Below are 19,919 nucleotides of genomic sequence, written 5' to 3' on the forward strand. Positions count from 1 at the left end.
GCACCGCTGCTCGCCATTCCATTGGGCTTTGTGATCAGTGATCCTGGCGAGGATCTCGCGGCGGCACTTCGCAAACGCCAATCCGCTTGGCCGCCCAGCGCTCATAAAGGCCAATGGCAACGTCTGCCCCGGCCATCGCCGTCAGGCAACCGAACGCGCAAGCCGTCCATATCGACACGCCGGCGGCATACAGCAGCATGATGGCCGAGACCCCGCAGACCATGCAGGCCCCGGATCGCAAGGCCAGGCGCCGCAGCAATGACCAGCCGCGGGCGCCCTCCTTATCGGCGCGCCACATTTCGCCGGACACCCCGCCCACCAGGGCGAGGACGATGACGAGCCAGATCGGCATGTCCAGCAACGCTTGTTGCTCGTTTGTCATGTCACGCCTCCTGGGGGTGATTGATGAGTGATGTGTGTGTCTTTCAAACGGTGTCTCGTGAGTTGCCTGACGGTAGGTAGGCATTCCAAAAAGCCCGGCGCTAACCGGGCTTTTCAGAATGCGATCCTTCGCATTGACCTTTCGGCGCTACTGGCGCGGTACGGGTCCATTCATATTGTTTTTCCGACCGCGGTCCCTGCCCGCCGGATAACTGCTTGTGGTGCTTTACGCTGCACACCCGGGTCAGTTGCCAACCCTCTGAACCGTTGAGGCCGGTTCATCGCTGCCTTTGTGGTGGAACTAAAGAGCTTTGCTTCGAGCTGCTTTTGAGCTGCTTGAGACAAAGAATATGCATGGATGCATATACAGTCAATGCATTGATGCATTTATTTATGCATTAGAAATGCACAGACGCATGAAAGCCCCGCAGACAAAGGCGCTGGTGGTTTTTGGCAGGCGAAAAAAAACCCGCTCGATGGCGGGTTTTATCTGACAGCGGTGAAGTTAACGGGCGTACATGCCCCACCAGAAGACATGACCGAGGATGACAATCTGCTCCTCCTGGATTTCCTGGAAGGTGTAGTCCTCGTCCGGATGTTCATCGCGATTGAAGCTGCGCAGACGTATCCCGGTAGGCAGGCGATAAAGCTGTTTCACCCGCAGCTGGCCGTTATGGTTGATGGCATAAAGGTCGCCATCCACGATATCACCGATCCCGCACTTGCCGGCATTAACGCCGACGGTGGCGCCGTCGCGCAGTACCGGCAACATACTGTTGCCGCGCACCGTCACGCATTTGGCCTGGTCGAACTGAACGCCGTTGTGGCGCAGACTCCGCTTGCCGAAGCGCAGGCTAGAGCGCTCGCTCTCTTCGATGACGAACCTTCCTGATCCTGCAGCCAATTCAACCTCGCGAAGAAAGGGGACCGATACCTCGTCATCATCGACGGGCGTATCGTCATCCCACAGACTTATGTCCTTGAGTTCCGAATGCAATTGATCGCGCCCGGTGCTGGCTGCCGGCGCGACATCCGCACGGCCCCGCAACTGGTCGGTGCTCACGGCGAAGTACTCGGCAATCTTCGAGATGTGTTTATCCGAGGGATCGACGATCTTCCCGCTGAGGATCCGCGAGAGAGTGGATTGAGGCACGCCGGTGCGACGGTGAAGCTCCGTGGGGGAGATCCCGTGCTGATCGAGCAGCGCTCTTAAGACGGTAGAAACATTGCGTTTTTGCATAAAGCGCATAGTGCTTGTTCTTTTCGCGGAAGACAAATGCCAAATTGCATAAATGGCGCATATGTCGTGCATAGACAGAAGAAATGTATCGCGGGGCTTTCATGCCTGCGTCGAGTGGACCGCCCATGTTAACCTTGCGCCCATCGCGGAAAAGCCGGGCCGATGCCCCTCCTTTGCCCTACACCTTTCAACGAATTTGCCTGATTATCCGATGAATAAAGCGCTCTCTGATCTGTCCTCCCACACGCCAATGATGCAGCAGTACTGGCGCCTGAAAAACCAGCACCCTGACCAGCTGATGTTCTACCGCATGGGCGACTTCTACGAAATCTTCTATGAAGACGCGAAGAAGGCCGCCAAATTGCTGGACATCACCCTGACCGCCCGTGGGCAGTCGGCGGGTCAGGCGATTCCGATGTGTGGGATTCCTTACCACGCCGCGGAAGGTTACCTGGCGAAACTGGTCAAGCTCGGCGAGTCGGTGGTGATCTGCGAGCAGGTCGGCGACCCGGCGACCAGCAAAGGGCCGGTGGATCGTCAGGTGGTGCGGATCATCACGCCGGGTACGGTCAGTGACGAAGCGCTGCTGGATGAGCGTCGGGACAACCTGATCGCAGCGGTGCTGGGTGACGAACGTCTGTTTGGCCTGGCGGTGCTGGATATCACCAGCGGCAACTTCACCGTGCTGGAGATCAAGGGCTGGGAAAACCTGCTGGCAGAACTGGAGCGCGTCAATCCAGTGGAGCTGATGATCCCGGATGATTGGCCGAAAGACCTGCCGGCGGAAAAACGTCGTGGGGTTCGTCGCCGTGCGCCGTGGGATTTCGAACGTGATTCGGCGCTGAAAAGTCTTTGCCAGCAGTTTTCCACCCAGGACCTGAAAGGTTTCGGCTGCGAGAACCTGACCCTGGCCATCGGCGCCGCCGGTTGCCTGCTCAGCTACGCCAAGGAAACCCAGCGCACCGCCCTGCCCCATTTGCGCAGCCTGCGCCACGAACGCCTGGACGACACCGTGGTGCTGGACGGCGCGAGCCGTCGCAACCTGGAACTGGACACCAACCTGGCCGGCGGTCGCGACAACACGTTGCAATCGGTGGTCGATCGCTGCCAGACCGCCATGGGCAGCCGCCTGCTGACCCGTTGGCTGAACCGTCCGCTGCGGGATCTGACCGTATTGCTGGCGCGCCAGACCTCGATTACCTGCCTGCTCGACGGTTACCGTTTCGAAAAGCTGCAACCGCAGCTCAAGGAAATTGGCGACATCGAGCGAATCCTGGCGCGGATCGGCCTGCGTAATGCCCGCCCTCGCGACCTGGCTCGCCTGCGCGATGCGCTCGGTGCATTGCCTGAGTTGCAAGTGGCGATGACTGAGCTGGAAGCTCCGCACATCATCCAACTGGCGAAGACCACCAGCACCTACCCGGAACTGGCGGCGCTGCTGGCAAAAGCTATCATCGACAACCCGCCCGCCGTGATCCGTGACGGCGGCGTGTTGAAAACCGGTTACGACGCCGAGTTGGACGACTTGCAATCGCTCAGCGAAAACGCCGGGCAGTTCCTGATCGACCTCGAAGCACGCGAGAAAGCCCGTACCGGTCTGTCGCACCTGAAAGTCGGTTACAACCGCATTCATGGCTACTTCATCGAGTTGCCAAGCAAGCAGGCCGAATCGGCGCCGGCAGACTATATCCGTCGCCAGACGTTAAAAGGTGCCGAGCGCTTCATTACGCCGGAACTGAAGGCGTTCGAAGACAAGGCCCTGTCGGCGAAGAGCCGCGCCCTGGCGCGCGAGAAGATGCTCTACGAAGCACTGCTCGAAGATTTGATCGCCCAGTTGCCGCCGTTGCAGGACACCGCGGCGGCACTGGCCGAGCTGGACGTGCTGAGCAACCTTGCCGAACGCGCGCTGAACCTCGATCTGAACTGCCCTCGCTTCGTCAGTGAGCCGTGCATGCGCATCAGCCAGGGTCGTCACCCGGTGGTCGAGCAAGTACTGACCACGCCGTTCGTGGCCAACGACCTGAGCCTCGACGACAACACCCGCATGCTGGTGATCACCGGTCCGAACATGGGCGGTAAATCCACCTACATGCGCCAGACCGCTCTGATCGTGCTGCTGGCACACATCGGCAGCTTCGTGCCGGCAGCCAGTTGCGAGCTGTCTCTGGTGGACCGGATCTTTACCCGGATAGGCTCCAGCGATGACCTGGCCGGCGGGCGCTCGACCTTCATGGTCGAAATGAGCGAAACCGCGAACATCCTGCACAACGCCACCGAGCGCAGCCTGGTACTGATGGACGAAGTCGGTCGCGGCACCAGCACCTTTGACGGTCTCTCCCTGGCGTGGGCTGCAGCCGAACGCCTGGCACATCTGCGGGCTTATACGCTGTTTGCTACCCACTACTTTGAACTGACCGTGTTGCCGGAAGCCCAGCCGCTGGTGGCCAACGTTCACCTTAACGCCACCGAGCACAACGAACGCATCGTGTTCCTGCACCACGTGCTGCCAGGGCCTGCCAGCCAGAGCTACGGCCTTGCGGTTGCGCAGTTGGCCGGTGTGCCGAGCGAAGTGATCGTGCGCGCTCGCGAACACCTGGGCCGGCTGGAAGCGACCGCCCTGCCTCATGAGGTTCCCAAGACCGCCAAAGGCAAACCGGCTGCACCGCAGCAAAGCGACATGTTCGCCAGCCTGCCGCATCCGGTGCTGGATGATCTGGCAAAACTTGATCTGGACGACATGACACCGCGTCGTGCACTCGAAATGCTCTATACACTAAAGACACGGATCTAACGCACTTGCCTGCAAGCTGTTAGAATCTCGCGCGGTTTGGGATGCTGCTGGCTTATAGCCTGACCAGCAGACTATCGCTCCCAAACCTGGCGACCCCAACGTGAAGGGGCTCCGCTGCCGCCGCCTGAGGAGAAAAATAGAAATGACCTTCGTCGTCACCGACAACTGCATCAAGTGCAAGTACACCGACTGCGTAGAAGTGTGTCCGGTGGACTGCTTTTACGAAGGCCCGAACTTCCTGGTGATTCACCCGGATGAGTGCATCGACTGCGCACTGTGCGAACCAGAATGCCCTGCCGTGGCCATCTTCTCCGAAGATGAAGTCCCGGAAGACATGCAGCAATTCATTCAGCTGAACGTTGAGCTGGCGGAAATCTGGCCCAACATCACCGAGAAGAAAGAATCGTTGCCCGATGCCGAAGAGTGGGATGGCGTCAAAGGCAAGATCAAAGACCTCGAACGCTGATTACCCCCGCGTTCTCGAAAAGGCCCCTCGCGGGCCTTTTTGCTTTTCTGCAGGCAAAAAAAGGGGCGGTTTGACCCGCCCACATTTTTCCCTATTCCCTGTGTTCCTTTTCATCGTCCTGATGAATCGCTTCCTGCGATGTCCTTCCCCCCCATCCTTGAAGGGTGTGTCTGTCCGTCGACACAGTTCAGATACTAGAGAATTCCCTACCAAGAGCAATCGCCCCCGACAGCTGAAATGACCTGTCACAAGTTATTAACCTGAAAAAATAATCATATAAATCAATTAGTTAATTCTATCTCACGTAAGAATATGTACGACTGCTACCCATTGAATTAGCGAACACTTACGAAAGAGTAAGCAAAAACTTACAGCGAGAGACTACAAACCAGAGGGATGACGGAGGGAACTCCCAGCCTGTTTCCCGGGCAATAAAAAACCCCGAACCAGTCGGGGGTTTTTTATGCCAGCCAGCAAATTACTTATTGAAACAGCGACTCGCTCGACAGGCCATTCTTCTCGAGAATTTCCCGAAGACGCTTCAAGCCTTCAACCTGAATCTGTCTGACCCGCTCACGGGTCAGGCCAATCTCCAGGCCCACATCTTCAAGCGTGCTGCTCTCGTGACCGCGCAGGCCGAAGCGGCGTATCACCACTTCACGTTGCTTGTCGGTCAGCTCCGAGAGCCATTGATCGATGCTCTGGGACAGGTCGTCATCCTGCAACAGTTCACATGGATCGGTTGGACGGTCATCGGTAAGGGTGTCCAGCAGGGTTTTATCCGAATCCGGACCCAGCGAGACGTCGACCGAAGAAACCCGCTCGTTCAGGCCGAGCATGCGCTTGACCTCGCCCACTGGTTTTTCCAGCAGGTTGGCAATTTCTTCGGGTGAGGGTTCGTGATCGAGTTTTTGCGTCAGCTCCCGTGCAGCCCGCAGGTACACGTTGAGCTCTTTGACCACATGAATCGGCAACCGGATGGTACGGGTCTGATTCATGATCGCGCGCTCGATGGTCTGACGAATCCACCAGGTCGCGTAGGTCGAAAAGCGGAAGCCGCGTTCGGGGTCGAACTTCTCTACCGCCCGGATAAGACCGAGGTTGCCCTCTTCGATCAGGTCAAGTAGCGACAGACCACGATTGACGTAACGCCGGGCGATTTTCACCACCAGCCGCAGGTTACTTTCAATCATGCGTTTGCGCCCGGCCGGATCTCCACTTTGCGACAAGCGCGCAAAATGAACTTCTTCTTCGGGGGATAGCAGAGGGGAAAAACCAATCTCATTGAGGTACAGCTGCGTGGCATCGAGCGCACGCGTGTAGTCAATGTACTTGTGTTGCTTTAACGAGGCGGAGTGTTTGGATTTGGCACGAACGGAAGGTGGAGCAGCCCCTTCATCATTCGACATCGAATCCGTACCGATGCCGGTCTCCATAAGGAGAACCTCATCGTCGATGTCAAACTCCGGCACTTCTTTACTGAGAGCCATTGTTATAGTCCTTTGGTGAGTTCGACCTCAGGCTCAAGCGGCGCCTTTATCCTTGGCAACGCTGGAACCTGTTCCCTCTACGCGACGGAACAGGCTGGAAAGCGATCAACGACGCGGCAGGAATTGCAGCGGATCTACTGGTTTACCTTGTCGGCGAATCTCAAAATGCAGCTTCACCCGGTCTGTACCCGTTGACCCCATTTCGGCAATTGTCTGTCCGACCTTGACCTGCTGCCCCTCCCGAACCAACAGCCTGCGGTTATGTCCGTAGGCGCTAACGTAGGTATCGCTGTGTTTGATGATGACTAATTCGCCGTAGCCCCTTAAGCCACTCCCGGCGTATACCACCGTCCCATCAGACGCAGCTAAAACAGGCTGTCCCAAATCCCCGGCGATATCAATTCCTTTATTCAAACTCCCGTTTGAAGAGAATTTTCCAATAAGAATGCCATTAGATGGCCACCCCCAGCCGGTCGGGGCCGGACCGGCAGGAGGCATCGGAGCCGGGGTCGGCTTGCTGCCGACGGACGGTGTAACCACCGCTGTGCTGGTGGTTGCGCCATTCGCCTGGCGCCGGATAACCGTGGTTTTCAGCGACGAAGAAGGCGTTGAATCGGTGGTGCTGGCCACCGGCGTCGGCGTTGAACCGGTGCGACCGTCAAAGCGAATCGTCTGACCCGGATGGATCGTATAAGGCGTAGGAATGTTGTTGCGTGCCGCGAGGGCTTTGTAGTCCCAACCGTAGCGAAAGGCAATGGAGAACAAGGTGTCTTTAGGTCGGACGACGTATTGACCCGTGGTCACTGCCGGACGCTGGGCGACGGCGTTGTTGCGATCGACGACGCGTGCATCACTCGACTTGTTGCTGGAGCAACCGACCAGCAAGGTGCTCAAGACAAGGCCAGTCACCAGGCGCTGAAAGCTCGTTTTACCCATTCGCTGCGCAATGACTGTGAGACTCACCCGCCGCTCCCTTTGTGGTGGCTGAAAATGTGGATTGCCGTGTTCCGGCATAAAATGTCGCAAGTATAACGGGCCGTGCAGCCTTTACCTTTAATGAAGCGAAATGGCTTCGCGCACACGTTTGCTGCCTGACGATGAATCCCGTTTAACTGATCGATGCCGCTGTAAGACAGGAGCGATCGAAGAGAATTCAGCGCCCTGAAACAAATGCTCAGGCAAGTGGCCCATTGAGTAACGGGACGAAGCGTACAGCCCCCAGAACACGCCTGGAAAAGCCCTGTTCTTCCCGGATGATCAGCATCAATTGTTGAACCTCACCCGATCCGACCGGGATCACCAGCCGCCCTCCCGGTGCCAATTGATCAAGCAGCGCCTGAGGTACATCGGTCGCCACCGCGGTCACGATAATGCCGTTGTAAGGCGCCAGCGCCGGCCAGCCTTCCCAACCATCGCCCCAACGGAACACCACGTTGCGCAGGTTCAGTTCCACCAGGCGTTCCTTGGCCCGGTCTTGCAGAACCTTGATGCGCTCGACGGAAAATACCCGCTCGACCAATTGCGACAACACCGCCGTCTGATAGCCCGAGCCGGTGCCGATTTCCATCACCTTGTCGAGAGGACCTGCCTCCAGCAGCAGCTCGCTCATGCGAGCCACCATATAAGGCTGGGAGATGGTCTGGTTATTGCCGATTGGCAACGCCGTGTCTTCGTAGGCACGGTGAGCCAGCGCCTCGTCGACGAACAGGTGACGCGGTGTACGGCGAATGACTTCCAGCACCTTGGCGTTGCAAATCCCCTCTTCATACAGGCGCTGAATAAGGCGCTCACGGGTCCGTTGTGAGGTCATCCCGATGCCACGACGCAGAATATCGTCTTGTTCACGAGCCATTAGTTCAGCCCCTCCAGCCAGCCATCGAGACTTCTGAAGGCATCATTAAAGGTGCGATCCAGTTGCAGTGGGGTGATTGAAACATAGCCTTGCATCACCGCATGAAAATCGGTGCCCGGGCCGCCGTCTTCGGCATCCCCCGCCGCCGCAATCCAGTAACCGGATTTACCGCGCGGATCGACCACTTTCATCGGCGCCGCAGCACGTGCGCGATGTCCGAGGCGGGTCAGCTGAATACCGCGGATGTGGTCCAGCGGCAAATTGGGAATGTTCACGTTCAGTACCGTACGCGGTGGCAGTTCAAGGTCCGCGTGAGCCTCTACCAGTTTGCGCGCAAAGTACGCGGCTGTGGGAAGGTTCTCCACTTGCCGTGAGACCAACGAAAAGGCAAACGAAGGACGCGCCAGGAAACGTCCCTCAAGGGCCGCCGCCACGGTGCCGGAATACAACACGTCATCACCCAGGTTGGCGCCCAGGTTGATGCCTGAAACCACCATGTCCGCCTCGCGTTCCAGCAAGCCATTGAGGCCCAGGTGCACGCAATCGGTCGGTGTGCCATTGAGGCTGATAAAGCCGTTGGCCAGGGTTTGCGGGTGTAACGGACGGTCGAGCGTCAGCGAGCTGCTGGCGCCGCTTTTGTCTTGGTCCGGGGCGATAACCACGCACTCGGTGTAATCCGCCAGCGCAGCATAAAGCGCGGCGAGACCGGGTGCGGTTACCCCATCGTCGTTAGAAATCAGAATACGCATGGGCTGTCCGTCTGCCCCACCGGCACCAGATCAACAAGCTCGCGCACCAAAACGGTGGCGAAGCATCCGGCCGGGAGGACGAATTCCAGTTGCAGAATGTCAGGCTCGGGATAATGCCACGTCAACCCACTAATGGGCAGCCGCAGGATGCGACGTTCGTGGCTCATACCGGCGTTAATCAACCAATCGCGCAAGTCCGCTTCGCGAGTGGCGATTGCCTGCTCCAGTTCATGGACAGCGCCAGTGGTCGGCGAGTCACCTTCGCCCCACTGCGGACCGGTCGGGTGCAGATCGAGAATCGCCAGACGCGGGTCGCTGCACTCGGCCTCACCTGCCGGAAAGAAGCTGCGACTGTCGGTGAAGGCCAGCAGATCGCCAACCAGGGCACGCTGCCAGCTGCCATCGGCGACACGTGCCGCCAACACCTGATTAAACAGAAAACTGCGCGCCGTGGAGAGCAGACGCGAACGCACGTTGCGCTGCTCCGGCAACGCTTTACGCGCCGCCCAGGCACGGGCATCGACCACGTTACCGCCGTCAAACCCAAAACGCTGGGCGCCGAAATAATTGGGAATACCTTGCTTGGCGATCAGTTGCAGACGCTCGTCGATCGCCGCTTTGTCGCCAGCGAATTGCGTCAGTCGCAACGTGAAGCCATTGGCCGAGTGAGCACCGCGTTGCAGCTTGCGTTTGTGCCGGCCGGTCTTGAGGATCTTCAGCGTATCGTTTTCCGCCACCGACAGATCAGGATCAGCCTTGCCCGGCAGCTGCACGCTGAACCACTGGCGAGTCAGCGCCTGACGATCCTTGAGGCCCGCATAACTGACGGTGCGCAACGGCACGCCCGCCGCCTTGGCGATCCGTCGTGCCGCTTCTTCGGTATTCAGACCGCGTTTTTCCACCCAGATCCACAAGTGCTCGCCGTCGCCACTGAGGGGAATGTTGAGGACTTCATCGACCTGAAAATCTTCCGCCGTGGCTTTCAGTACTGCGGTGCCGAGGGCTTCGCCATAGGCCCGCGGGCCGAGCAATTGCAGTTCGTTCATGCGCGCAGCAACAAGGCAACGGAGTGCACGGCTATGCCCTCTTCGCGACCGACAAAGCCGAGCTTTTCGGTGGTGGTAGCTTTCACGTTCACTTGATCCAACTCAACTTGAAGATCCGCGGCAATCAGCGCGCGCATCGATTCGATATGCGGGGCCATTTTCGGCGCTTGGGCGACGATGGTGTTATCGACGTTGCCGACTTTCCAGCCCTTGGCGTGGATCAGTGCGACGACGTGACGCAACAGCACTCGGCTGTCGGCGCCCTTGTATGTCGGGTCGGTGTCCGGAAAATGTTTGCCGATATCACCCAACGCAGCGGCGCCGAGCAAGGCATCGCTCAAGGCGTGCAGCAGGACGTCACCGTCGGAATGAGCGAGCAGCCCGAAGCCGTGTGCAATGCGCACGCCGCCCAGAGTAATGAAATCGCCTTCAGCGAAACGGTGCACATCATAGCCGTGGCCAATACGCATAAAAAAACGCCCCGATTTTTGTCAGGGCGTGATTCTACCTGCATTACACGCCTAGGGCGCGCGCGTGATGCTGTAAGTGATCGTCTATGAAGCTGGCGATGAAGAAATAGCTGTGGTCGTAGCCGGGTTGCAGGCGCAACGTCAGCGGATGACCGGCCAGTTTGGCGGCCTGTTGCAAGGCTTCAGGCTTGAGCTGGGTGGCCAGGAAATCGTCGCGATCACCTTGGTCAACCAGCAGCGGCAGCTTTTCGTTCGCCTCGGCAATCAGGACGCAGGCATCCCACTCGCGCCATTTCGATCGGTCTTCCCCCAGGTAGCGGGAAAAGGCTTTCTGCCCCCAAGGGCAGTCCATCGGATTGTTGATCGGCGAGAACGCCGAGACCGACTGATAGCGTCCCGGATTACGCAACGCGCAGACCAGCGCGCCGTGGCCGCCCATGGAATGACCGCTGATGCCGCGCTTGTCCGAGGCCGGGAAATGGGCTTCGACCAATGCGGGCAATTCCTGCACGACATAGTCATGCATCCGATAATGCCGCGACCAGGGTTCCTGCGTGGCATTCAGATAAAACCCGGCGCCGAGACCGAAGTCCCAGGCGCCATCCGGATCACCCGGCACATCAGGACCGCGAGGGCTGGTGTCCGGAGCAACGATGATCAGCCCCAGCTCGGCGGCCATGCGCATGGCGCCGGCCTTTTGCATGAAGTTTTCGTCGGTGCAGGTCAGGCCGGACAACCAGTACAGCACCGGCAACTTGCCGCCCTGCTCCGCTTGCGGCGGCAGGTACACGGCAAACACCATGTCGCAGCCGAGCACATCGGAGCGGTGCCGATAGCGTTTGTGCCAGCCGCCGAAGCTTTTCTGGCAGGAGATATTTTCCAGGCTCATGACCGACCTCAGAAATGGATGACGGAACGGATGCTCTTGCCTTCATGCATCAGGTCGAACGCCTTGTTGATATCTTCCAGGCCCATGGTGTGGGTGATGAACGTATCCAGCGGGATTTCGCCGGTTTCAGCCATCTCGACATAGCTTGGCAACTCGGTACGGCCACGCACGCCGCCGAACGCCGAACCGCGCCAGACGCGACCGGTTACCAGCTGGAATGGACGCGTGGAGATTTCCTGGCCAGCACCGGCGACGCCGATGATTACCGACTCGCCCCACCCCTTGTGGCAGCACTCGAGTGCGGCACGCATCAATTGCACATTACCGATGCATTCAAAGGAAAAGTCGACGCCGCCATCGGTCATGTCGACGATGACTTCCTGGATCGGACGATCGAAATCTTTCGGGTTCACACAATCGGTTGCACCCAACTGCTTGGCGATCTCGAACTTGGCCGGGTTGATGTCGATGGCGATGATCCGCGCAGCCTTGGCTTTGACGGCGCCTATCACTGCCGACAGACCGATGCCGCCGAGGCCGAAAATGGCGACGGTATCACCTGGTTTTACCTTGGCGGTATTAAGAACGGCACCGATGCCGGTGGTGACACCGCAGCCCAGCAGGCAGACTTTTTCCAGCGGCGCTTCTTTTTGAATTTTGGCGACGGAGATTTCCGGCAGCACGGTGTACTCGGAGAACGTCGACGTCCCCATGTAGTGGAAAATGGGTTGGCCTTTGTAGGAAAAACGCGAAGTGCCATCCGGCATCAGGCCTTTACCCTGAGTCGCGCGAATCGCCTGGCACAGGTTGGTTTTACCCGACAGACAGAATTTGCACTGGCGACATTCCGGGGTGTACAGCGGGATCACATGATCGCCGACTGCGACGGAGGTCACGCCCTCACCGATAGCCTCGACCACCGCGCCACCTTCGTGACCGAGGATCGACGGGAAGATACCTTCCGGGTCCGCCCCCGACAGCGTGTAGGCGTCGGTATGGCAGACACCGGAGGCAACCACACGCAGCAGGACTTCGCCGGCCTTGGGCATGGCGACATCGACTTCAACGATCTCGAGGGGTTTCTTGGCCTCGAAGGCAACGGCAGCGCGCGACTTGATCATGTGGATTCTCCAGTGAATTAAAACGAGACAGTGAGTGTAATACACCGCCTGACGGTGAATAATCCGGACAAAAGCAAAACATTATTGCCATACAGGGATAATCCTTGATGTCCGAAAACCGCTGGGAAGGTATCGACGAGTTCGTCGCCGTGGCCGAGTGCAGTCAGTTCACGGCTGCCGCGGAACGCCTCGGGGTTTCTTCCTCCCACATCAGTCGACAAATAGTACGCCTCGAAGAGCGCCTTCAGACGCGACTGCTTTATCGCAGCACCCGCCGGGTCACTCTGACCGAAGCCGGGCAAACCTTTCTGCAACATTGCCAGCGCCTGCAGGATGGACGCGAAGAAGCACTGCGAGCGGTGGGTGACCTGACCAGTGAACCCAAAGGCATGCTGCGCATGACCTGCGCCGTGGCGTACGGCGAACGATTCATCGTGCCGCTGGTAACCCGTTTCATGGGGCTCTATCCGCAACTGCGCATCGACATCGAACTGAGCAATCGTCAACTCGACCTCGTGCACGAAGGGCTGGACCTGGCGATCCGTCTCGGTCGCCTGCAGGACTCGCGGCTGGTAGCGACACGCCTGGCGCCACGACGCATGTACCTGTGCGCATCGCCGTCTTACCTGGAACGGTATGGTCGCCCGCATAGTTTGTCGGAACTGAGCCGCCACAACTGCCTCATCGGTAGCTCGGACATCTGGCAACTGGAACAGAACGGGCGGGAATTTTCCCAGCGAGTACAGGGAAACTGGCGCTGCAACAGTGGGCAAGCGGTGCTGGATGCGGCGTTACAGGGGGTGGGCTTGTGTCAGCTGCCGGACTACTACGTGCTGGAGCATCTGAAAAACGGCGAATTGATTTCGCTGCTGGAAGCTCACCAACCGCCGAACACCGCCGTGTGGGCGCTTTATCCACAGCAGCGACATTTGTCGCCGAAGGTGCGCAAGCTGGTGGATTATTTGAAGGAAGGATTGGCTGAGCGGCCGGAGTATCGGAGCTAAAGTATGTTTTCAGTGCCAGTTTTATTGGCTGAGATACCGCTTTCGCGAGCAAGCCCGCTCCCACAGGGGGCGCTGGCGAACACCGAAAAGCCGGGCAACGCAAAACACTGTGGGAGCGAGCCTGCTCGCGATGGCGGCAGAACAGTCAACGAATCATTCAGCGGCGATTAGCCCAACGCTGGCGCAACCATTCCAGGTCTTCGGGGCGCGTAACCTTGAGGTTGTCGGACCGGCCTTCGATCAGGCGCGGCGCCAGACCCGCCCACTCCATCGCCGAAGCTTCGTCAGTGATGACCGCATCGGCCACCAGACTGTCGGCCAACGCCCGATGCAACGCCCCTAGGCGAAACATCTGCGGCGTATAGGCTTGCCAGATCACACTGCGATCCACGGTTTCGACCACGCGACCGTGCTTGTCGACCCGCTTGAGGGTATCGCGTGCCGGAACCGCCAGCAGTCCGCCAACCGGATCATCTGCGAGTTCACCCAGCAACTTGTCCAGATCATCACGGCTCAGATTCGGCCGCGCGGCATCGTGAACCAACACCCAATCCTCATCGTCGGCGCCTTGCGCATGCAAATGCAGTAACGCATTGAGTACCGACCCGGAACGCTCGGAGCCACCTTCAACCCGCTGAATTCGCGGATCGCAAGCACACGCCAGATTCGGCCAATAAGGATCATCAACAGCAAGACTGACCACCAACCCTTTCAGGGAAGGATGATCAAGGAAACAGCCGAGGCTGTGTTCGAGAATAGTGCGCCCGCCCAGCTGCAAGTATTGCTTGGGACGGTCCGCGGCCATACGGGCACCGACGCCCGCGGCAGGAATTACAGCCCAGAAGGCTGGTAACGAGGGGTTCATTGAGCCAACTGGTAAAGGGTTTCACCGTCCTTGACCATGCCCAACTCATGACGAGCCCGCTCTTCAACGGTCTCCATGCCCTTTTTCAATTCACTGACTTCAGCGTCCATCACTCGATTACGCTCAAGCAGCCCCTCGTTCTCAGCGTGTTGATCTGCGATCTGCTGAGTCAGTTCGGCCACTTGCGCCAGACTGCCATTACCCACCCACAGGCGGTATTGCAGGCCAGCCAGCAGCAGGAGCAACACGAGGAACAACCAATTGGGACTGCGCATCGAATATCAGGTATCCAGTGAAAAAAGACAGCCATGCCAAAACTTTGAAGCTTCTGATAGCACGAAGCCTGGAAGACCCAGGCTTGTGCTTATAAGGCATCAGATTAGTGGCAAATCCATCGCTGTAGCGATTTTTCCGACACAATCCGGTGTCTTTTTACCAATTAACGATTAACCGCGGAATTCACTGCGACCGTTGTACTTGGCTTTGCCATTCAACTGCTCTTCGATACGCAGCAATTGGTTGTACTTGGAAACACGGTCCGAACGGCACAGGGAGCCGGTCTTGATCTGGCCAGCCGCGGTACCCACAGCCAGGTCGGCAATGGTCGAATCTTCTGTTTCGCCGGAGCGGTGCGAGATCACGGCGGTGTAACCAGCGGCCTTGGCCATCTGGATGGCTTCCAGGGTTTCGGTCAGGGTGCCGATCTGGTTGAACTTGATCAGGATCGAGTTGGCGATCTTTTTATCGATGCCTTCTTTCAGGATCTTGGTGTTGGTCACGAACAGGTCGTCGCCCACCAGCTGAGTTTTCTCGCCGATCTTGTCGGTGAGGATTTTCCAGCCAGCCCAGTCGGACTCGTCCAGACCGTCTTCGATCGAGATGATCGGGTAACGCTCGGTCAAGCCTTTCAGGTAGTCAGCGAAACCTTCAGCGGTGAACACCTGGCCTTCGCCGGACAGGTTGTATTTACCGTCTTCGTAGAATTCGCTGGCAGCGCAGTCCAGCGCCAGGGTCACGTCGGTGCCCAGCTTGTAACCGGCGTTAGCCACGGCTTCGGAGATCACTTTCAAAGCGTCTTCGTTGGAGGCCAGGTTCGGTGCGAAACCACCTTCGTCGCCCACTGCAGTGCTCAGGCCACGGGCCTTCAGAACAGCTTTCAGGTGATGGAAAATCTCGGTGCCCATGCGCAGACCTTCCGAGAAAGACTTGGCGCCTACTGGCTGAACCATGAACTCCTGGATGTCGACGTTGTTATCGGCGTGTTCGCCACCGTTGATGATGTTCATCATCGGAACCGGCATCGAGTAAACACCCGGGGTGCCGTTCAGGTTGGCGATGTGCGCGTACAGCGGCAGGTCCTGGTCCTGTGCGGCGGCCTTGGCGGCTGCCAGGGAAACGGCGAGGATCGCGTTGGCGCCCAGGGAACCTTTGTTTTCAGTACCGTCGAGCTTGATCATCGCGTGATCCAGCGCTTTCTGGTCGCTTGGGTCTGTACCCAGCAACAGGTCGCGGATCGGACCGTTGATGTTGGCGACGGCTTTGAGTACGCCCTTGCCCAGGTAACGGCTCTTGTCGCCATCACGCAGCTCGAGCGCTTCACGCGAGCCAGTGGAAGCACCGGACGGCGCGCAAGCACTGCCGATGATGCCGTTATCGAGAAGCACGTCCGCTTCCACGGTGGGGTTGCCACGGGAGTCGAGAACTTCACGACCTTTGATGTCGACGATTTTTGCCATTGTTGTAAACACTCCAAAGTTGACGAAAACGACGCAGCTGAAGGAAATCTTGTATCGCCGGCAAGTAACGTGCAGCGGGCAGACTTGCGGACGATAAGGCTCAGACCCGAGGGCCTGAGCATTAATTCGTGCGGTACTTTACCGGAGAAATGAGGATTACGCGGTTTCTACCGTCGGAAAACTCTTCACCAGTTCGTCCAAAGCTTTGAGCTGGGCCAGGAATGGCTCCAGTTTGTCCAGACGCAGGGCGCAAGGGCCGTCGCATTTGGCGTTGTCCGGGTCCGGATGCGCTTCGAGGAACAGACCGGCCAGCGACTGGCTCATGCCAGCCTTGGCCAGATCGAGGACCTGAGCACGGCGACCGCCGGCGGAATCGGAGCGACCACCGGGCATTTGCAGCGCGTGAGTCACGTCGAAGAACACCGGGTATTCGAACTGCTTCATGATGCCGAAGCCGAGCATGTCGACGACCAGGTTGTTGTAGCCGAAGCTCGAACCGCGTTCGCAGAGGATCAACTGATCGTTACCCGCTTCCACGCATTTGCTCAGGATGTGTTTCATTTCCTGAGGCGCGAGAAACTGGGCTTTCTTGATGTTGATCACCGCACCGGTCTTGGCCATCGCAACCACCAGGTCGGTCTGGCGCGACAAGAAGGCCGGCAGCTGGATGATATCGCAGACTTCAGCGACGACCGCGGCCTGATCAGGCTCGTGGACGTCGGTGATGATCGGCACGCCGAACGCTTGCTTGATGTCCTGAAAAATCCGCATGCCCTCTTCCAGACCGGGGCCACGGTAAGAGGTCACGGAGGAACGGTTGGCCTTGTCGAAGCTGGCCTTGAACACGTAAGGGATACCGAGTTTCTGGGTGACCTTTACGTATTCTTCGCAGACCTGCATCGCCATGTCGCGGCTTTCCAGCACGTTCATACCACCGAAAAGCACCATTGGCTTGTCGTTGGCAATCTCGATATCGCCTACGCGGATGATCTTCTGGGCCATCGGATTTACGCCTTCTTCTGGTGTTGAACCAAAGCTGCTTTAACGAAACCGCTGAACAACGGGTGACCGTCGCGTGGTGTCGAGGTGAACTCAGGGTGGAACTGGCAAGCGACGAACCATGGATGATCCGGGGCTTCAACCACTTCTACCAAGGCGCCATCACCGGAACGACCAGTGACTTTCAGACCGGCTTCCATGATTTGCGGCAGCAGGTTGTTGTTCACTTCGTAGCGGTGACGGTGACGCTCGACGATCACGTCCTTGGCGTAGCAATCGTGCACCAGGGAACCCGACTCCAGCAGGCAATCCTGAGCGCCAAGGCGCATGGTGCCGCCCAGATCGGACGATTCGGTACGGGTTTCGACGGCGCCGGTGGCATCTTCCCACTCGGTGATCAGACCCACGACCGGATGACCGCTGGCACGATCGAACTCGGTGGAGTTGGCGTCTTTCCAGCCCAGCACGTTACGAGCGAACTCGATCACGGCCACTTGCATGCCCAGGCAGATGCCCAGGTACGGAACCTTGTTTTCGCGAGCGAATTGAACGGCAGTGATCTTGCCTTCCACGCCTCGCAGACCGAAGCCACCAGGTACCAGAATCGCGTCGACACCTTCCAGCAGCGCAGTGCCCTGGTTTTCGATGTCTTCGGAGTCGATGTAGCGCAGGTTGACCTTGGTGCGGTTGCTGATGCCGGCGTGACTCATCGCTTCGATCAGCGACTTGTAGGCGTCCAGCAGTTCCATGTACTTGCCGACCATCGCGATGGTGACTTCATGCTCAGGGTTGAGCTTGGCGTCGACCACGGCTTCCCACTCGGACAGATCGGCGCCGCCACATTGCAGGCCGAAACGCTCGACAACGAAATCATCCAGGCCCTGGGAGTGCAGAATGCCCGGGATCTTGTAGATGGTGTCGGCGTCTTCCAGCGCAATCACCGCACGTTCTTCAACGTTGGTGAACTGAGCGATCTTGCGACGCGAGGAGATATCGATCGGGTGATCGGAACGGCAGACCAGCACGTCAGGCTGCAGGCCGATGGAACGCAGTTCCTTGACCGAGTGCTGGGTTGGCTTGGTTTTGGTTTCGCCGGCAGTGGCGATGTACGGCACCAGTGTCAGGTGCATCAGCATCGCGCGCTTGGCGCCGACTTCGAAACGCAATTGACGGATCGCTTCGAGGAACGGCTGGGACTCGATGTCACCCACGGTGCCACCGATCTCGACCATGGCCACGTCGGCATCGCCGGCGCCCTTGATGATCCGGCGCTTGATTTCGTCGGTGATGTGCGGGATCACCTGAATGGTGGCGCCCAGGTAATCACCACGGCGCTCTTTGCGCAGGACGTGTTCGTAGACACGGCCGGTGGTGAAGTTGTTGTTCTGGGTCATGGTCGTGCGGATGAACCGCTCGTAGTGGCCAAGGTCCAGGTCGGTCTCGGCGCCGTCGTGGGTGACGAACACTTCACCGTGCTGGAACGGGCTCATGGTGCCCGGGTCAACGTTGATGTACGGGTCCAGCTTCAGCATGGTGACCTTAAGTCCCCGCGCCTCCAGGATGGCCGCCAATGAAGCCGATGCGATGCCTTTCCCCAATGAAGAAACAACACCGCCCGTGACGAATATGTAGCGCGTCATGAAAAACCCTAGAAGTCTGCGTTAAAGCGGTCCGAGCCGCCGGGGAAAGCGAAGGAAGGCCGAAGCCCCCGATCACCTGCATTAATCACAGTGCACCTTTCAAAAAAACCGCCGCGTTGGGACAGACCGGAAGATGAAACACCGGTACGTTGCTCGCTACACATTTTTTGGAATCGCCCAGCAAAGACTGCTTGGTAATCGGCAACTCCTGCAATTCAGGCGAATCCACAGAAGTTGTATCAAGAAGGGAGCGTAGTCTACCGGAAAGCCCCTTTCAGCTCAAACCTAGATCTTCGTGCGGTGGCTGCCAATGCAAATTCCAATGCTCCTTTGCACTGCCATCCAAGCCCCGCAGGTTGGCCACCGCCAGCAATTGCTCGTCTCGGTAGAGCAGCGGCAATCTGCCACGGACGAAACCCGGCACGCCGCTTTCATTGAGCAATCGCTTCAGATCGCGATGGCCGCGACCGGGCAGACTCATCACCTCACCTCCCTCACGATAGCGGATATGCAGCAAGCCATCGGGGATTTGGCCGGTAAGTGTGAGCACGCCGTTATCCGGCAACGCCAGCGATAGCGAGGGTTCAGGCCAATTTCCGACGGCGGGCGACGGGCGCAACCAACTGCCGGACAACCACCAGATACGCCCACCAGCCCGATGCAATTCGCCATCCGCCAGCCGCCAGATCGGGCAGGCATCGCCGGTGGCATCACGTAAATCCTCCCAACCCGACCAATGGTCACTGTCCGGCAGTCGCGTCAGCGGTTCGAGCCAGTGACTTAAGGCATTACGCTGACGAGCAGCGGACAGCGTTGCCAATGCCCCCAACTCAAGGGACGGCAATCCCAGCCAATCAAAATCATTGGCCGTGCTGGCACCGGCCAGGTCGATTTGCGCAAGCTCATCGAGCAATCCCTGCGCTTCGCTCAGGTGCGCAGCGCTGCGGGCCATGGTCGTTACCGCTTGCGGCCAGCGCTTGGTCAATCCCGGGAAAACCTGATGGCGCAGGTAATTTCGCGAGAATTGCCGATCCTGGTTCGATGGGTCTTCGATCCAGCTCAGCCGATGCTCCGCCGCATAGGCTTCAAGTTCAGCCCGCGTGACATCGAGCAATGGCCGCAGCAGCAGCCCTTTACCGAGTAGGCGCTGGCGTGGCATCCCCGACAATCCCCTCACCCC

Annotated in this window: 19 protein-coding genes; 3 read left to right on the plus strand and 16 right to left on the minus strand. The window is 58.6% G+C overall.

The features are described 5' to 3' along the window. Positions 1-34: 34 nt before the first annotated feature. Positions 35-382 carry a phage holin family protein gene (locus tag KGB03_RS18025; protein ID WP_046046281.1) on the minus strand — a complete coding sequence of 116 codons (348 nt, stop codon included), beginning with the start codon at positions 380-382 and terminating at the stop codon, positions 35-37. Positions 383-886: 504 nt separating this feature from the next. Then, complete coding sequence (locus tag KGB03_RS18030; RefSeq protein WP_033053549.1) at positions 887-1,621, minus strand: helix-turn-helix transcriptional regulator; 735 nt, start codon at positions 1,619-1,621, stop codon at positions 887-889. Positions 1,622-1,832: 211 nt separating this feature from the next. Between KGB03_RS18030 and mutS the strand changes: the two genes are divergently transcribed. Continuing rightward, entirely contained in the window at positions 1,833-4,412 is a 2,580-nt protein-coding gene (mutS, locus tag KGB03_RS18035) for a DNA mismatch repair protein MutS (protein ID WP_218536294.1), read from the plus strand. 142 nt (positions 4,413-4,554) lie between these two features. Next, a complete protein-coding gene (fdxA, locus tag KGB03_RS18040; RefSeq protein ID WP_008154011.1) occupies positions 4,555-4,878 on the plus strand; it encodes a ferredoxin FdxA in 324 nt (107 codons plus the stop codon). Positions 4,879-5,360: 482 nt separating this feature from the next. Here the strand turns inward: fdxA and rpoS are convergent, their stop codons facing one another. The 8 genes from rpoS to KGB03_RS18080 all read right to left on the minus strand — a co-directional run bounded on the left by rpoS (position 5,361) and on the right by KGB03_RS18080 (position 12,495). Next, a complete protein-coding gene (gene rpoS, locus KGB03_RS18045; protein WP_008154012.1) occupies positions 5,361-6,368 on the minus strand; it encodes an RNA polymerase sigma factor RpoS in 1,008 nt (335 codons plus the stop codon). Between the two features lie 105 nt (positions 6,369-6,473). Further along, positions 6,474-7,331 (minus strand): peptidoglycan DD-metalloendopeptidase family protein, encoded by an 858-nt coding sequence (locus KGB03_RS18050; RefSeq protein WP_192406403.1) that lies wholly within the window; start codon positions 7,329-7,331, stop codon positions 6,474-6,476. Positions 7,332-7,542: 211 nt separating this feature from the next. Then, complete coding sequence (locus tag KGB03_RS18055; RefSeq protein ID WP_177327881.1) at positions 7,543-8,178, minus strand: protein-L-isoaspartate(D-aspartate) O-methyltransferase; 636 nt, start codon at positions 8,176-8,178, stop codon at positions 7,543-7,545. Between the two features lie 41 nt (positions 8,179-8,219). Then, entirely contained in the window at positions 8,220-8,969 is a 750-nt protein-coding gene (surE, locus tag KGB03_RS18060) for a 5'/3'-nucleotidase SurE (RefSeq protein WP_008154019.1), read from the minus strand. After that, positions 8,957-10,015, minus strand: coding sequence for a tRNA pseudouridine(13) synthase TruD (gene truD / locus KGB03_RS18065; protein WP_223527986.1), 1,059 nt, complete (start codon positions 10,013-10,015; stop codon positions 8,957-8,959). The genes surE and truD overlap by 13 nt, the downstream gene beginning before the upstream one ends. Then, the gene (gene ispF / locus KGB03_RS18070; protein WP_008154023.1) at positions 10,012-10,485 is read right to left on the minus strand and encodes a 2-C-methyl-D-erythritol 2,4-cyclodiphosphate synthase; all 474 of its coding nucleotides are present in this window, start codon (positions 10,483-10,485) and stop codon (positions 10,012-10,014) included. The genes truD and ispF overlap by 4 nt, the downstream gene beginning before the upstream one ends. 43 nt (positions 10,486-10,528) lie before the next feature. Next, the gene (gene fghA, locus KGB03_RS18075; RefSeq protein ID WP_008154025.1) at positions 10,529-11,374 is read right to left on the minus strand and encodes an S-formylglutathione hydrolase; all 846 of its coding nucleotides are present in this window, start codon (positions 11,372-11,374) and stop codon (positions 10,529-10,531) included. Between the two features lie 8 nt (positions 11,375-11,382). Further along, positions 11,383-12,495, minus strand: coding sequence for an S-(hydroxymethyl)glutathione dehydrogenase/class III alcohol dehydrogenase (locus KGB03_RS18080; protein WP_008154027.1), 1,113 nt, complete (start codon positions 12,493-12,495; stop codon positions 11,383-11,385). Between the two features lie 107 nt (positions 12,496-12,602). On the opposite strand from KGB03_RS18080, the gene KGB03_RS18085 reads away from it, so the two are divergent. Beyond that, a complete protein-coding gene (locus KGB03_RS18085) occupies positions 12,603-13,499 on the plus strand; it encodes a LysR substrate-binding domain-containing protein (RefSeq protein WP_111450999.1) in 897 nt (298 codons plus the stop codon). Positions 13,500-13,656: 157 nt separating this feature from the next. Here the strand turns inward: KGB03_RS18085 and ispD are convergent, their stop codons facing one another. The 6 genes from ispD to tilS all read right to left on the minus strand — a co-directional run. Next, positions 13,657-14,364, minus strand: a complete 708-nt coding sequence (gene ispD / locus KGB03_RS18090) for a 2-C-methyl-D-erythritol 4-phosphate cytidylyltransferase (protein ID WP_111451000.1) — start codon at positions 14,362-14,364, stop codon at positions 13,657-13,659. Further along, the gene (gene ftsB, locus KGB03_RS18095) at positions 14,361-14,639 is read right to left on the minus strand and encodes a cell division protein FtsB (RefSeq protein WP_008028992.1); all 279 of its coding nucleotides are present in this window, start codon (positions 14,637-14,639) and stop codon (positions 14,361-14,363) included. The genes ispD and ftsB overlap by 4 nt, the downstream gene beginning before the upstream one ends. Before the next feature lie 171 nt (positions 14,640-14,810). After that, positions 14,811-16,100 carry a phosphopyruvate hydratase gene (eno, locus tag KGB03_RS18100; protein WP_010462792.1) on the minus strand — a complete coding sequence of 430 codons (1,290 nt, stop codon included), beginning with the start codon at positions 16,098-16,100 and terminating at the stop codon, positions 14,811-14,813. Between the two features lie 156 nt (positions 16,101-16,256). Beyond that, positions 16,257-17,102: a 3-deoxy-8-phosphooctulonate synthase gene (kdsA, locus tag KGB03_RS18105; protein WP_111451002.1), complete on the minus strand. Its 846-nt coding sequence runs from the start codon at positions 17,100-17,102 to the stop codon at positions 16,257-16,259. Positions 17,103-17,107: 5 nt separating this feature from the next. Then, positions 17,108-18,739, minus strand: a complete 1,632-nt coding sequence (locus tag KGB03_RS18110; protein ID WP_111451003.1) for a CTP synthase — start codon at positions 18,737-18,739, stop codon at positions 17,108-17,110. Between the two features lie 274 nt (positions 18,740-19,013). Continuing rightward, positions 19,014-19,919 (minus strand): tRNA lysidine(34) synthetase TilS (tilS, locus tag KGB03_RS18115; RefSeq protein WP_223527989.1); only part of this gene is annotated, 906 nt, incomplete at its 5' end.

It is taken from the genome of Pseudomonas sp. BF-B-26, from assembly GCF_019956495.1.
Lineage (GTDB): Bacteria > Pseudomonadota > Gammaproteobacteria > Pseudomonadales > Pseudomonadaceae > Aquipseudomonas.